This window comes from Blautia sp. HA3515, assembly GCF_059933065.1.
In genome coordinates, this window is the sequence record NZ_JAYFUY010000060.1 from 1 (window position 1) to 15,470 (window position 15,470).

Below are 15,470 nucleotides of genomic sequence, written 5' to 3' on the forward strand. Positions count from 1 at the left end.
GCCAGGCACCTGATACGAAAGATCTGCAGAAAAACAGTTCATCCGGTAAAAATAGTTTTTTTTCCGCTTTTAAGGGGCTGCGGCTTTCCACAAAGCTGATGCTGGCAGGCGCTGTGGCAGGCCTGGCATATATCCTGCTTTTTACAGCTGCTAAAAGGCATTATAAAAGGATGTACAAAAGAACGGACAGAAGGGCAAGGGCATGACCAAAAAGAAGCAAGGAGGGTGTATGGCTAGAGAAATGAGAAAATGGCTGGCTGCTTTGCTGGCACTAACACTTATAACCGGAAGTGCACCGGTGTATGGGGAAGAACAGTTTGTTGATGTGGCAGAGGATATACAAGAGGAATCCTGGCAGGATACAAAAGAGCCGGAGGATGTGTTTTCTTCTGAAGATTTTACTTCTGGTGAAAATGAAGCTTTCGGGAAGGATACTGCAGATTTTTCAGATGAAGTGACAGAGCCGGAAGAGGTTTATGATGTAACAGAAGAGGAGTCCTTGTTTGAAGATGTACAGGATACCAATGCCCAGTCAGAGGAATATCTGACAGGTCTGAAGGTATATGTCAACGATTCTGTAAGTGCGCCTTTGGAAATGAACCGCAGGGAGGATCTGGATGAAGAACTTCAGGGGAAGGTTTATACAGTAGAATACAGTTCTAATTATGATTCAGGTTCCTTTTATGTGACTGGAGATCTGTCAGCTGCCGCACCGGAAGGGGCGAAGGCGGTGCTTTCTGCATGGACCCTTGACCATACCCAGGAAACAACAGAAATGGATGCGGCTGCTTCTTCAAAAGGACTTCGTTACAGTCTGGGCAGCAGGATCTTTACTTCCGGTGCGCAGGGTGGAAAAAGGGCAGTTTATACCATTACAGCAGGAACTGAAGAAAACAGCCAGATATATAAAATCCTGGTGCTCCGCCGTCTGGATCTTAAGAATATCAGATGCTACAGATCTTCTGACACAGATATTACAGAAAATCTGATCCGGAGCTTTGATACTACAGGAAAAACCAGAGAATATGAGGCGATCGTTCCTGCCGTTGATACAAGTGTGAAGCTTCTGGCAAATGCATATGGTGAGAACTGGTACCAACTGAAAGTGAATGGAATCACGGTATCCGGCTCTGATCCGGTAGATGTTTCCCTTGGCGCTGAGGAAACAAAGATCCAGCTTTCCATGGAAGTGCAGGATACTTATGAGGATCCGGCTTACCAGGGATCTACATATACATCACAGGGAAATTATTGTGTGACTGTTTCCAAAAAAGCAGGCACAGATCTTGCCTTTCAGATCACGCCATGCCAGGCTGTTGTCAGTGTATATGATGCAGCGGGAAACCGACAGATACCAGATCCGGATAATCTGCATTTATTTCATGATATATTAAATGGAGAAGCTTATACATGGACAGTTTCATGCTATGGTTATGCAGGTGCCCATGGCACATTTACAGGAGGAGAAACAGCCCTGATCCAGGCAGACCTTCAGGAAGCTGCTGCACGCCATACAGAGATCCAAGATAATGACTGGGTTAATTTCAGAAACAGTGATATGAATAACGGTGTTGTGAACTGGGAAACCCCGGAAAACTCTTCAACTGCACTGGAAAAATGGTCCAGAAAGCTGGGAGGCAGCTGGGAGGCCTCTGTAACTCCGCCGCTGATCCTTGGAGGACAGCTGTATGTGGCTTCAGGAAAATATATTTACAGACTGGACAGGGATACAGGGGAGATCCTGGCCACCAGTGATCCGCTATCAGGAAGCATGGTCTATGCTATGATTCCACTGACTTATGCAGAAGGGATGCTGTTTGCACAGATTGGAGGCGGAAAGATCCAGGCGATCAGTGCTACTACTCTTAAGTCCCTGTGGATCAGTGAATCGATAGGTGGACAGACGATTTCACCTGTTACATATAAAGACGGATATATTTATACAGGTACCTGGGATAATGAAACAACAGCAGGAACTTATTTCTGCCTGTCTGTTACAGATGAGGACCCTGCAAGGGGAGATGAGGTGAAATACTGTACCTGGAAATACAACCATAAAGGCGGTTTTTACTGGGCAGGAGCCTATGCATCCAAGGATTATCTTGTGTTTGGGTCAGATGACGGGTCCGAAAACGACTACACCAATACAGCGATCCTGTATTCTGTGAACACCCATACAGGGCTTTTGATAGATCAGAAAACAGAGCTGAATGGAGATATCCGGTCTACCATCGTTTATCAGAACGGGTATGTGTATTTTACCACCAAAGGCGGTTATCTATATAGGATTGCCATGAATCAGGACGGTACCTTCGGTCAGACGGACAGCATCAGTCTTGGGGGAATGGCAACTGCATCTCCTGTAGTATACAAGGGCAGGATTTATGTGGGTGTATGCGGTACAGGCGGCCAGTTTAATCCGGATGGAGGACACCATTTTGCGGTCCTTACAGAAACAGCCTCCGGTCTGTCCCTTGCTTATAATGTTTCCATTCCAGGATACCCTCAGGCTGCCCCTTTGCTTTCTACCGCTTACGAGAACCGGGATTATAACGGAGACGGGCTTCCGGATGGTCGGGTGTATCTGTATTTTACTTATAATGCAAAGCCTGGCGGTATTTATATGCTGACAGATGCACCAGGACAGACCTCCGGCGCAGCTGCAGAGATTTTCAGACCTGAGAATGATCAGGCAGAATACTGTATCAGCACCATCAGTGCAGACCGTGATGGAACTCTTTATTTTAAGAATGATTCCAATTATCTGATGGCAGTGGAATGTAATGGAGCATATATTGACAGTGTGTCTGCACAATCGGATGCAGGTACGATCAAGTGGAAGGATATGTTCCGGAAAAGTAAAACAGAGCATACTTTGCTCATCGGGGAGGAAACAAAAACTGTAACTTTGCAGTTTAAGGCTTTGGATGGCTGTACCTTGTCTGTGAATGGACAAAATATTACCGGCGCTTATACGGTTGAGGTATCTTCAGGACAGGCAGAGGTGCAGGTGCTGGCACAGTGTCTTGGAAAAAGCAGAAGATACGTATTTCATATTACAAGGGACCAGTCTGTTCCAGCACTTGGAAATCTGACTGTAAGTACAAGCAATGCTTACAGTAATGTTCAGGCAAGGCTGGCGATCTCTCCGGCATTTGACAGAAATATAGCGGAGTACCGGGTGCTTTATACAGGAGATCGTGATTTTATCAATATTTTTGCAGAAACAGAGGAATCAGATGCAGAAGTAACGGCAGCAGGGATCCAGGGAACCTTGAAGGTAACTACTTTTGGCAAAACCACAGGAAGCGGTAATGCCAGCAGGGTCGCTGTTTATCTGGATAAAAGTCCGGAGATCCAGGAGGCAAAGGTACGGATCACAGTACGTACCCGTTCCGGAAAAACAGGTGATTATTTACTGACGATCCAAAGAAAAGAGATCATTGTTACGCCAACACCTACGCCGGTACCGGATGAACCGGAGGTTTTTGGCACTTGGACAACTCTTTCAGCTGCTACAGTGTTTGAACCGGAGGTGCAGCAGCGGACAGGCAGCAAGGGTACTGTACAGACCCGCACAGTGGGTGAGAAGCTATCTCCTACAGGAAAGCTGAATGCAAAGAGCATTCCCCTTAAGGTTCGGCAGACTACGTCTAAGATATCAGTGTCAGGTCTGGCTAACGGGGATTTGGTGAAAACCTGGACCAGCTCTAACAGGAAGATCGTGTCTGTATCGAAAAAGGGCGTGATCAAGGGCTTACGTAAGGGAAAAGCCACTGTAACAGCTGTTCTGGCAAGCGGAAAGAAATTAAGCCTTACTGTAACTGTGCAAACTAAGGATGTGAAAACCAAAAGTATTACCGGGCTGAAGGGAAAGCTGACTTTGAAAAGAAAAGGAAAGCTGGCGTTGAAGCCTGTGATTTCGCCCATTACTTCCCAGGAAAAGGTTAGTTATATGTCGTCTAATGCTAAGATTGTGTCTGTGACTAAGAACGGGGTGATTACCGGGAAGAAAAAGGGGAGTGCGAGGATTACGGTTAAGTCAGGAAGTAAGAGGAAGGTGGTACGGGTGACGGTTCGGTAGGGGATTGTAAAAATCATTTGGAGAATGTTTAAAGCTAAATGGGCTGCATTTGGCGGAAAAGATATGTTTATATATCAGGGCTTCGTTTTCGGATTTCTCCCGGGCATTTATTATCTCTGTCATTTGCCAAACTCACGCCTGCGGCGTTCAGACACGGCAAATAACAGAGAAATTAGCCCAGTCGAAATCTGCGAAAGCCTCGCATGATATATAACCAAGATCTTTTCCGTAATGCAGCTCTTTAGGTTCTACAATCCTGCCAATGAATTTTACAATACAATATTGCTTTTATGATAAGATTTTGATAAAATTAAGATAATGTCAAGATGATGTAAATGAAGGGAGTGTTTGAATATGATACAAATTCGTCCTGTTTCGGATTTTAGAAATAAATTCCCGGAGATTGAAACTATCGTAAATAGTGGAGAACCTGTTTATCTGACTAAAAACGGTTATGGTGTTATGGTAGTTTTAAGCTTGCAGGAATACGCAAATTTGACCGATAATATCGAAATGAAGCTTGATGAAGCTGATCGCCAGGCTTCAATGACAGAAGAACGATTATCTCACGAAACTGTTTTTAAAAATGCAAGGGGTATGATTCATGGGAAATAAGTCCTATAAGCTTCGATATTTGCCAATATTTGAACAAGACTTAAACAATACAGTGAATTATATTGCTAATGTGTTAAAAAATGAGGATGCGGCTCTTCGTTTAATTAATGATGTCGAAGCTGCAATTTTGAAAAGACTGAATAATCCAGTTTCTTTTGAACCATATCAGTAAAACAAAGAGACTATCCTTATTATCGAATTTATGTAAAAAATTATGTTGTCTATTATGTGGTGATTGACGATGTAATGGAAGTTCGACGTTTAATGTATGGAGCAAGGGATATAGATAATCATTTATAGTATGGCAGATAGAAAAGATTTTGAAGATAAAAATGAAAAAGGTAAAATTTGATAATGTGTTCTGGAGGTTGACAGTTATTGGGCAAAATGTTATACTTTCTAAACAATGAATAACCAGGCGTGGTTCAGCCTTTTGGCTGATTTGACGAAATCCGGTGAGAATCCGTAAACGAACGCCGTGAAGGTATGGCGGGTACCTTAAGTCAGCCTCCAACGCGTTGTATAGGACAGAGACTCATGTGGACAATGGGGCTCTGTTTTTTGTTGCCATTTATGCTTATGAGAGATGGACAATGGGAGTATTTCTGGCTGTTCAAACAATAAACCTTGAAAAAGAAAAGGAGAAGGAAACGTGAGAAAAAAAGAACTGTTTAAAAGGTTGACAGCTATATCCATGGCTGCAATGATGACACTCACAATGATGCCGTCTTATGCATTTGCATCTGACAGCGCTTTTTCAGATGGTCAAAAGACCTGGGAAGAAGTATCTGCAGAAGATACGAGTTACGACGGAGATGTAATTGCGGATGAACCGGAGGAAATCCTGGAAGATTCAGATGATTTCCAGCTGGCCCAGCCGGATGCTGCTTATGATGAGGCAGAGGATGCCAAGGCAGCGGCTGCGTATTTGAAAACTAATTATATTGATGGTACAAATAGAATCACTAGCACAGGTGGTGCAAATGTAGTAAAAAGTGATGATGGATTAAGCTATACTGTTGGACTGACAACTCCCTCTGGATCGAGTATTTCATCTCTGCGATTAAAAACTGAAGGAAGTTCCAGCTCATATAAAAGTGGCTGGTATATTAACAGTAAATATGTTAATTGGGGAAGTAAAAAGCCTTCAGCGCCAGGGAGTCTAGGTATTACTCGTCCAACCGCAGAAGAAGGAAACCAGAGTTTTACAGCGACTCTTCGTTTGTTTGCAGCAGAGACCAGTACAGATGTAATTAACGATGAGACACAGGCAGAAGCAGCAGCTTTGGCTTCACAGGATTTTACGATCACATTAGCGGCAACTGAAAAAGTATATGATTATCGTCTGACTTTAAAGGTGCAGGATTCTGATCAGAAAGAGATTACCGATGCTACTGTACAGCTTGAAGTTGTGTCTCCATATGAGAACATTAAAAAAGAACAAGATGGAACTTACAAGGTAAAAAAGGGACAATCATACAAACTGACGGTCAGAAAAAGACGGATATAATAAATTCACGAATAATATTACTGTTTCAGGTAATGATGTGAACGAAACGATTACTGTTACCTTAGTTCCAATCGTAAATCATAAGATCACATTTCTGATTTGTAGATAAGGATACTGGTGAGATTATTCCTGGTGCAAAGGCTCAGGTAAAACTGGGATATTATGACACGATTAAGGCCAATGAGGACGGCAGTTATACTCTTGTTGAAGGAAAAGAGTATAAATGGTCCTGTAGAAAATGTAGAAAACTATAAAAATTCTAATAATAATGTTTTTACTGTAACAAAGGATGAAGAGATCCTTATCCAGCTGACTAAGGAGATTTCTACATATAAGGTTACCTTTAAGCCAACTTATATGGGACAGGCAGTTGATAATGCCATAGTTAAGGTGACATATGAGGAAGAGGACGACTGGGATGACAGCACATATCCTGTAACAGTAACACCTGCTAATGGCGTCTATAGTCTGAGTAAGGGTGTTGAGTATACTTATACTGTTAAGGCAGAAGGCTATAAGGATGCAACAGGTACGTATACACCTTCTGGAAATCAGGTGGAGATCGCATATCCGGTTGCAATGCAGAAGGATGTGGTTATTAATCCTGCAGATCAGGCTAAGGTTGACGCAGCAGTTGCCAAGTTTAATAAAGAACTTGGCGCTTTACGACCTGGCTACGATCAATACAAGAATATTAATGCTTTTGTAGAAGCAAAGCTTGCTTCTTACACCATTGATACAGCTGGCATCAAGGTTGCAGTAAAATCATCAGATAATACAGATGTCATTGGATCGGATGGTGTGATCCATTATATTGCATCTCAAAAACCGGCATCTAATAATGTTAATAGTGTGAATCTGGATGTTGTGTTTACATTTGAGTTGAATGGAGCACAGGCAGATTGTCTCGGTTCTACAAGGGTAACTGTTGGATGGGACAGAGATCACTTCAGCCGTAAGATGGCAGAGGAAAAAGACAGCCTTACCTGGGATATGATCAAGGGCAATAATACTTCTCAGACAGAAGTTGAATCTGATCTTTCTCTTCCACAGATCATGACAGATGGTGCATATTATGCATGGTCACAGATCACATGGACATCTTCAGATCCTACTATAATTGGTGTTGAAGGTGGAAGCAGCACAGGATTAACCACACCGAAGAGAGGTGTGATCCATGCTCCTGCAAAGGATACAGAGGTTACACTTACAGCTACTTTTAATGCAAATGATACGATTCTTAATTCTTATTGTGGAGAAACAGTAAATGCTTTTACAAGCTGCACCAAGGACTTTACCGTTACCGTAAAAGGGACAAACATTGCACCTCCTACAGAGGAAGAGCTTCTGGCAATCCTTAATAAGTATTATACAGCAGATCAGTTTACGGATTTTGTAAATAAAGACGAAGTTGTTGACCTTGGCAATTGCCAGGCTGATTTCAGTTTGCCAAAGTACACCAGAATCAAGGATGAAAACAATAATTTAGTATTTAACAATGGTGAAATTACTGTAACCTCCGAAAATGAAGCTGTTACAGTTAATGGTTATCGCACATATGTAGACGGTTTCTATACTAAGGATATGACAGGAGATCTTGTAGTTACATTTACCAGGGAAAATGTAACTGCAGTCAAGAGGTTCCCGATGACTGTGAAGCCTCTTGATGCCAGTGTTCTTGCTGATGAGCTTGCAATGATGGAGCAGGCAAAGCTGCATTACTTTGATGGTATTAATGATGGCCGGTATGCGGATAAGGATTCTATTACTGGAAATCTGCATCCGTTCCAGGAAATGGTTCTGGATGAAAACGGAAATCCAAAATGGATCTACAGTTTTACTGACAGAACAGGAAAAGGCATTATTGCAGATGATTTCTTTGATGATCCATGGATCATGGAGGGCGCTGGATATAATCGTTTCAGATCTACCAACCAGAGGTATATCAATCATGATACATTGAATGTTTATCCTGGTGAGACAGATACAGAGATCACCATTTCGTCTCTGCTCAGCAGCCAGAGGTATGGTGTATTTGCAAAGAAACATCCGGATAATGAGGCACTGCAGAAGCTTTACAGACAGCCTGTTTCCGTTACAGTTACTGTTGTAGGTACTAAATCAGCAGCAGAAGGCCTGGCTGATCTGATCCAGAGCACACAGGAAACATTAGATGCTATGGTAGAAGGGCAGGAGCCTGGACAGTATCCGGCTGGAACAAAGGCAAAGCTTCAGCAGGTTCTGGATGCTGCAAAAGCAGCTCAAGTAAAGGAAAATGTAACAGAGGAAGAGCTCCGTCAGGCAATCCGTGAACTGAAAGCAGCTGCAGCAGAGGCACAGGATGCTCAGAATGTGGTGACAGCAGCAATCACAGTACGGCTTAATCAGACACCAAACCAGCTGGGACAGCTGCTTTCCATGACAGTAGCTGCAGATACAGCCAAATCCTATGGCTATGAAAAGCCGGAGGAAATGAAGAATAAAGTGGCTGTTGTGGATGTTCTTTATGCAATCCATAAAGAATTATATGGGGCAGATTTTGAGAATGATCCGGGCAGATATCTGTCTGTAGATAATACAGGTAAGATCAATACCATTTTCAAGGCTCAGAATCCAAATGTTTCTTATCTGATCAATGATAAGTATCCAATGGATGCAAATGGAATTATGACTGCTGCACATAACAGTGTGGTAAATACCGGCGATCAGTTCAGCCTCTTTGTATATGCGGATACAACCGGATGGACCGATAAATACCTTTTCTTCCAGGATGTTCCATCTTCTGTTGAGGCTGGAAAAGAATTTGCTGTAACACTGAAGACCTACGGATATGATTCCAACTGGAATACTGTGGAACTTTTAGTGGCAGGAAGTACACTTACCTTGGAAAACAAAGCAACCGGTGAAAAGACACAGGCTGTAACAGATGAAAACGGATCTGCAGTAATTAAAGCAGAGAAGGCAGGCGCCTACAGATTATACGTATCCAATGCACCATATACCTATTATGCAGTGGCTATGAAGGACATTGAGGTAAAAGCAGCAGAAGTACCTGCAACACCTACAGAGGCACCGAAGCCAACGGTAACACCTGCACCGAATCCAACAGAGGCTCCTCAGCCTACAAAGGCGCCTGCGAAACGTGGACAGGTACTTGTTGCCAGAGCAAAAGCAGCCAAAACATCTGTGGCACTTAGCTGGACAAAGGTAAATGGCGCTGAGAATTACAAGATTTATGGCGCAAAGAATAACGGTAAGGTAAAACTTCTGAAAACTGTATCCGGAACAACCAGATCCTGGACACAGAAGAAGGTGAAAAAAGGAACAACTTATAAGTATTATGTGGCGGCTTTTGACAGCTATGGAAGAATCACCAAGTCAGCAGTGATCTATACAAACACAACCGGTGGAAAGAAAGCAGACATTAAGAAAGTGACTGTAAACAAGAAGGCCTTTACATTAAAGAAAGGCAAAACAGCCACTATCAAGGCTAAAGCCATTGCTTCCAAGGGTACATTCAAAAAGTACACCAGCAATATTCGCTATGTTTCTACCAACACTTCTGTTGCAACAGTAAGCAAAAAGGGTGTGATCAAAGCGAAAGCAAAAGGTAAATGCTATGTTTACTGCTATGCACAGAACGGACTTTATAAGAAAGTGAAAGTTACAGTAAAATAAGCTATTCTGTAAAAACATCAGAGTAAGATCAGAAATTGTAGTGTTATAAAAATAAAAAAGATGAGACAACTGAGCAATTGGTCGTCTCATCTTTTTTCACAACTAAAAAAGATTTCCGATGCCGGTAGACACCAGGAAAAGGACCAGCATTACCACAGGCACTACAAAACGGATCATAAAGCTGTACAGGCGGGCACGGCCAAAATGTTCCCCATTTCGTTCCACCTCACTGATAATATATTTGGGACCGATCACCCAGCCCACCAGAATACTGGTAAGGAAGGAGATAAACGGCATCAGGAAGCTGTTGCTGATATAATCCATTACATCCAGCAGCTGTGCAGTGGCGCCATTTGGAAGAGGCAGTTCAAAGTACAGTGCATTATATCCAAGGCAGATCAGCACGGCGGTGATAAGAGAATAGATCCCGATCATGCTGCACATCTGTTTACGGGTTTTGTGGAAGATCTCCATACAGTTAGCAACCAGGGTTTCCATAACGGATACGCAGGAAGTAAGTGCAGCAAAGCCCATCATTAAGAAGAAAGCAATGGCTGTTATTTTTCCTACAGGTCCCATGGCTTCAAAAACCTTAGGCAAAGAAATAAAGATCAGGCTTGGACCAGAAGCCATTCCATCGGTGCCCAGGAAGACAAATACTGCAGGGATGATCATCATACCAGCCAGGAAAGCAACACCTGTGTCAAATATTTCAATCTGGTTAATGGACTTATTCAGATTTACATCATCTTTCACATAAGAGCCGTAAGTAACCATGATACCCATAGAAACACTTAAAGAAAAGAATAACTGGCTCATAGCATCCAGAAGGATTTCAAGGAAGCGCTTTACAGTCAGACCGGAAAAATCAGGATATAGGTATACCCACAATCCCTGAAGACCTGTACGTACTGTTCCATCTGCATCTTTTTTGGAAAGAGTCAGGGAAAAGATGGCAATAGCAAGGATCAAAATAATCAGTCCAGGCATGATAAAGCGGGAAAATTTTTCGATTCCCTTTTCTACGCCACGGTATACGATCCAGGCTGTCAGTGCCAGAAATATAAGCATAAAAACAATAGGTGAAACCTTGGATGTAATAAATGATGTAAAATAGCTGTCCTTGGAAAGGGCAGATCCATCGGAAATAATATATTCACAGAAATATTTGGTGATCCATCCACCGATCACAGAGTAATAAGTCATGATCAGGGCAGGTACAAGGAATGTAAGATATCCAAGGAACTTCCACTTAGGATGTAAGGTTCCGAATGCTTTCAGGGCATTTTGCTTGGTCTTTCTTCCAATGGCAATGTCTGTGGTAAGCAGCACAAAGCCAAAGGTAAGAACCAGGACAAGATAGATGATCAGGAAAAGTCCGCCCCCATCTTTGGCACAAAGATAGGGGAAACGCCAGATATTTCCTACGCCTACCGCACTTCCGGCAGCTGCCAGGACAAAGCCGATAGAATTACTGAAGTTGCTCTTTTTCTCTTTCATGGATATTACCTCAATTCATATTTTTTGTTAAATGACGGATATCAAAATCATTTTAATATATAAAGAATAGAATGTAAACAAATAGGATTTCAGTTACTGTTCACACACCACTATCCCGCGAGGTGTTTTGGCATGAATATGCCAAAATCCCGAGACATACAAGCCAAAATTCCATTGCCGCAGGCAATCTGGAATGAATTTTGGCTACGTTACTATGAACGGAGTGAACAGTAACGGATTTCATGTAAGGAGACTTATTTGTAAAAAAATTTTTGAAATATTATATTTTGGCCAGATATATGATATAATGGTGGTGTCCGGAAAGCAGAAAGTGTTTTCTGGATATTTTTATAAAAAAAAAAGATAGTGAAGCTGCAGGATCCTTTCATAAGATCCTGGTATATGTTGGAGAATAGACTATGGAACAGGAACGATTGATTTTTCATGTGGATGTTAATAGTGCTTTTCTTTCCTGGGAAGCAGTACGCCGGGTAAAGGAAGGGCTTCCTGATCTGAGAGAGATCCCTTCTGCGATCGGCGGAGATCCCAGGACACGGACAGGTATTGTGGTAGCCAAATCAATTCCTGCCAAAAAATATGGGGTACGTACAGGGGAGCCTGTGGGGATGGCTCTCAAAAAATGTCCGGAGCTGGTAGTTGTTCCAGGGGATTTCAGCCTGTTTTTAAGGTGCTCCAGGGCCTTTAAGGAAATCTGTGCATCTTATGCGCCGGTAATGGAATCCTTTTCCATTGATGAGGTTTTCCTGGATATGACAGGTACATCCCTGCTTTATCCGGATCCTGTAGCCCTGGCCTGTGAGATCAAGGACAAGATCCACAGAAAACTGGGATTTACTGTAAATATAGGGATTTCCGTAAACAAGCTTCTGGCTAAGATGGCTTCTGATTTTGAAAAACCGGATAAAGTCCACACCTTATTTCCGAAAGAGATTCCCACAAAGATGTGGCCTCTTCCTGTGGGGGAACTTCTTTTTCTTGGAAAAGCATCCCGGCGGAAACTGGAGGATGCGGGATCCACACCATCGGAGATCTGGCACATGAAGATGAATCCCATATACAGATGCTTTTGGGAGCAAAGAACGGTCATCAGCTGTATCAGTATTCCCATGGGATGGATGATTCTCCTGTGCGGGCAGAAGCAGAAGAAAGCAAAGGGCTTAGCGTGGAGACCACTTTTAATGAGGATCTTGTTTCAAAGGAGCAGGTTTTTCAGGTGCTTCTGGCCCAGTGCGACATACTTGCAGCCAGACTTCGGAAAAAAGAAAAGAAATGCAGCTGTATTGCAGTTTCTTTCCGTACACTGGATTTTAAAAACCGTTCCCATCAGATGACTATTGAAAGTGCAACAGATATTACAGACGAGATTTTCAAATATGCACAGAAGCTATTTCTGGATTTCTGGAAAGGGCAGCCCTTACGTCTGGTGGGGGTTTCCCTGACAGGACTTACCGATGGGATGTATGAGCAGATGAGCATGTTTGAAGATACCAGGGACAAGAGAAAAGAAGGAAGCTGGATGCTGCCCTGGATTCCATACGTTTGAAATATGGCAATGACAAAGTGACCAGAGCCAGTATTATGAACAGCAGCGGCAGGATCGGAAGAAAAGCAAAAGCGGAGAACGGATTAGATGAACAGCACACATGAAAGCTGGGGCCTGATAGGCCCCAACAGTTAGAAATTTTTCACATTCTTGAATTTGTGTTCTATGCCAGATATATGCTGCCGTTGCCTGCTCTTTAGTAAGACTGGCCGCCCTGGCTTCCGGACATCTGTCTTTCCTGGGACTCGATCATTTTTTTGACCATATATCCTCCTACTGAACCGTTCTGTTTGGAAGTCAGGTTTCCGTTATATCCATCTGTAAGGGGGACACCCAGTTCATTTGCAACTTCAAATTTAAAACGGTCTAAAGCACTTTTGGCCTCTGGTACAACTGCTTTGTTAGAAGAAGTAGAATTTGTCATTTGATTTTCCTCCTTGGTTGTTTTGTTTGATGTTACATTGCTAGTATGTGCTGAACCAAGGAAAATACACTGGAAGTTCCTGCTTTTTTAGGTTAAAAATCCCAGATGTCAAATACAGGATAAAAGATCTCAGATAAAAGATCAGTCAGCAGTTTTTGTAAGATCGGCTTTGACTGCTGTATACTTTTTTTCAGGGATCGGAAGAGTGGTGCCGTCTGTCATAGTGACCTGAAATCTTATAATCTCACGTACATGCTCCGGATTGATCAAATAACATTTGTGAATTTGATAGAACAGCTCTCTAAACTGTTTTTTTATTGAAAGCAGATTGTCAACTGATTCAAAATCACCGTCCAGGGTATGGATCAGGGTATGGGAGCCAAGGCTTTCCACATAAAGGATCCTGGGCCATTGCAGATATAAAAGAGATTTGTTTACGCTTTTAATGACCAGCCTTTCAGAACGAGCTTCACCAGCCAGTGTATAATGCTTATAATTCTCATCATAATGGACAGGGTAGATATTGTCACGCTCATCATAGGTGATGGCATTGGAAATGTGACAAAGTTTGATCTGTGGCCGCCCGTTTTCTTCTACAAAGGTAAGCTGTATCCTTTGGTTTACCCGGCTTACACTTTTGTCCGGCCAGATAGTATCCACCAGGAAAAACAGGAGTATCTCACAAGTCTTGGCACTTCCGGTAGAAATAGGTGTGACCGTAAGGTTATTTATGATAAATTTAAGGTTGTGATGTTCATTCCTGAAGGCTTCAATCAGTGCTGCCTTGGTGCGGATGATCTGTTTTTCGGCAGGACCGATCCACAATACATCCCTGTGGCAGGATTCCAGAAAGAGCCGGATATCGTTATTATAATAATCGGTTAGTATAGTTGCTGCATATTTGGCGGTTTCCTGTATGTTCATATCCATCCTCCCTGTGTTTTATCTCAGTCGAGAAGACTCCCACCTCTTTTAGATGGTGAGTAACAGCTCGACTTGAAAGTCTGCCATATATAAGATACCAGGGCAGGGTTGTGGGAGTGCATAGCACAAAGCAATCCGCAGGTATCATAGTTGGAGGCTTAACATCATGTAAACTGGATCTGGGTGTTTGATACACTATTGATAGTACCATAAATACGAATATACAGGCAAGAAATATCCATGCAAAAAATTAGGAAAACTTACCTAAAATCAGTATAAGTCTGCGGAAAAATTTGTGAAGGATCAAAATGAAAACAGTTGTTCGAGAAAAGTTGTAACTTTTGGATTCTTGTGCTATAATGAACAAAACCATTGAGAAAAGGAAAGCATAGCATGTCACCATTATTAGCAATTTTGTTAGGAATTATACAGGGGATCACCGAATTTCTCCCGGTAAGCAGCTTTGGCCATCTGGCTACAGTAGAGAAGCTTTTTCGGCGCAGAGAGACAGGCAGGTGTTCTTTTTGAAGTGATGCTGCACACAGGTACGCTTGCAGCCATATTTATCGTATTCTGGTCAGATATTAAAAGGATAGGAGAAGAGCTCCTTGGTATGGCCATGGATCTTGCAGGTAATCTTAACCTTTATATACATAACAGAAGGACAGGAGAGCATCTGCATTATGCAAAGATCGTATACGGCACATACCGTAAGTTTGCGGCACTGATCCTTGTATCATCTGTTCCTACAGCAGTTCTTGGCTATACCTGCCGCAGACTGGCTGCAAAGGCGGCCGTTTCACCACTGCTTCCAGGGATCTGTTTTTTGATCACAGGGATCTTTCTGCTGGTAACAGATCTGGGACAGGCCGGTATGAACAAGACCCCAAAGGAAGCCGGGTATGACAGTGCCATGTGGATGGGGATCTGCCAGGGACTGAGCGTATTTCCAGGGATCTCCAGAGAAGGCATGACCATCTGTGCAGGACTTCTTTGCGGGCTGAGCCGTAAGTTCGCCGTGAAATATTCATTTATTATGAGCATTCCCGCAGTGGCAGGTGCCCTGGTCCTGGAGCTTGGTCAGTTTGCATCGCCTGGAATGACGGTAGGGCTTGGTTTTACCTATATCCTTGGTATGCTGGCTGCAGCCGTGACTGGATTTTTTACCATC

General features: G+C 42.8%; 11 protein-coding genes and 1 pseudogene. 9 read left to right on the top strand and 3 right to left on the bottom strand.

Annotation, left to right across the window (positions count from 1 at the left end; translation table 11 throughout):
- The 5 genes from R1Y93_RS04435 to R1Y93_RS04455 all read left to right on the top strand — a co-directional run.
- Positions 1–206: hypothetical protein (locus R1Y93_RS04435; RefSeq protein ID WP_500821759.1), on the top strand; the 206-nt coding region annotated here is incomplete at its 5' end.
- Positions 207–229: 23 nt separating this feature from the next.
- Positions 230–4,084, top strand: coding sequence for an Ig-like domain-containing protein (locus tag R1Y93_RS04440; protein ID WP_500821760.1), 3,855 nt, complete (start codon positions 230–232; stop codon positions 4,082–4,084).
- Positions 4,085–4,438: 354 nt separating this feature from the next.
- Positions 4,439–4,699, top strand: a complete 261-nt coding sequence (locus R1Y93_RS04445) for a type II toxin-antitoxin system Phd/YefM family antitoxin (RefSeq protein WP_500821761.1) — start codon at positions 4,439–4,441, stop codon at positions 4,697–4,699.
- A 652-nt stretch (positions 4,700–5,351) separates the two neighbouring features.
- On the top strand, positions 5,352–6,209 hold the full coding sequence (locus R1Y93_RS04450; RefSeq protein ID WP_500821762.1) for a hypothetical protein: 858 nt from the start codon (positions 5,352–5,354) through the stop codon (positions 6,207–6,209).
- Positions 6,210–6,413: 204 nt separating this feature from the next.
- Positions 6,414–9,887 carry an Ig-like domain-containing protein gene (locus R1Y93_RS04455; RefSeq protein WP_500821763.1) on the top strand — a complete coding sequence of 1,158 codons (3,474 nt, stop codon included), beginning with the start codon at positions 6,414–6,416 and terminating at the stop codon, positions 9,885–9,887.
- Positions 9,888–9,989: 102 nt separating this feature from the next.
- Here the strand turns inward: R1Y93_RS04455 and R1Y93_RS04460 are convergent, their stop codons facing one another.
- The gene (locus tag R1Y93_RS04460) at positions 9,990–11,387 is read right to left on the bottom strand and encodes a sodium-dependent transporter (RefSeq protein ID WP_500821764.1); all 1,398 of its coding nucleotides are present in this window, start codon (positions 11,385–11,387) and stop codon (positions 9,990–9,992) included.
- A gap of 419 nt (positions 11,388–11,806) precedes the next feature.
- Here R1Y93_RS04460 and R1Y93_RS04465 point away from each other — a divergent pair.
- Both R1Y93_RS04465 and R1Y93_RS04470 read left to right on the top strand, forming a co-directional pair.
- A pseudogene (locus R1Y93_RS04465) lies at positions 11,807–12,235 on the top strand (DNA polymerase Y family protein); the annotation flags it as partial.
- 284 nt (positions 12,236–12,519) lie between these two features.
- Positions 12,520–12,951, top strand: a complete 432-nt coding sequence (locus R1Y93_RS04470) for a DinB/UmuC family translesion DNA polymerase (protein WP_500821765.1) — start codon at positions 12,520–12,522, stop codon at positions 12,949–12,951.
- Positions 12,952–13,147: 196 nt separating this feature from the next.
- Here the strand turns inward: R1Y93_RS04470 and R1Y93_RS04475 are convergent, their stop codons facing one another.
- Positions 13,148–13,375: an alpha/beta-type small acid-soluble spore protein gene (locus R1Y93_RS04475; protein ID WP_158420916.1), complete on the bottom strand. Its 228-nt coding sequence runs from the start codon at positions 13,373–13,375 to the stop codon at positions 13,148–13,150.
- A gap of 141 nt (positions 13,376–13,516) precedes the next feature.
- Entirely contained in the window at positions 13,517–14,299 is a 783-nt protein-coding gene (locus R1Y93_RS04480; RefSeq protein WP_500821767.1) for a LytR/AlgR family response regulator transcription factor, read from the bottom strand.
- A gap of 393 nt (positions 14,300–14,692) precedes the next feature.
- Between R1Y93_RS04480 and R1Y93_RS04485 the strand changes: the two genes are divergently transcribed.
- A complete protein-coding gene (locus R1Y93_RS04485) occupies positions 14,693–14,827 on the top strand; it encodes an undecaprenyl-diphosphate phosphatase (protein ID WP_500821768.1) in 135 nt (44 codons plus the stop codon).
- A 4-nt stretch (positions 14,828–14,831) separates the two neighbouring features.
- Positions 14,832–15,470, top strand: a 639-nt coding sequence (locus R1Y93_RS04490; RefSeq protein WP_500821770.1) for an undecaprenyl-diphosphate phosphatase, incomplete at its 3' end; no start/stop codon positions are given.

What these genes read in the sequence shown, in the direction of transcription:
- R1Y93_RS04440 (WP_500821760.1), top strand. Translation starts at nt 230, where the DNA reads ATGGCTAGAGAAATGAGAAAATGGCTGGCTGCTTTGCTGGCACTAACA.
- R1Y93_RS04445 (WP_500821761.1), top strand. Translation starts at nt 4,439, where the DNA reads ATGATACAAATTCGTCCTGTTTCGGATTTTAGAAATAAATTCCCGGAG.
- R1Y93_RS04460 (WP_500821764.1), bottom strand. Translation starts at nt 11,387, where the DNA reads ATGAAAGAGAAAAAGAGCAACTTCAGTAATTCTATCGGCTTTGTCCTG.
- R1Y93_RS04470 (WP_500821765.1), top strand. Translation starts at nt 12,520, where the DNA reads ATGGATGATTCTCCTGTGCGGGCAGAAGCAGAAGAAAGCAAAGGGCTT.
- R1Y93_RS04475 (WP_158420916.1), bottom strand. Translation starts at nt 13,375, where the DNA reads ATGACAAATTCTACTTCTTCTAACAAAGCAGTTGTACCAGAGGCCAAA.
- R1Y93_RS04480 (WP_500821767.1), bottom strand. Translation starts at nt 14,299, where the DNA reads ATGAACATACAGGAAACCGCCAAATATGCAGCAACTATACTAACCGAT.
- R1Y93_RS04485 (WP_500821768.1), top strand. Translation starts at nt 14,693, where the DNA reads ATGTCACCATTATTAGCAATTTTGTTAGGAATTATACAGGGGATCACC.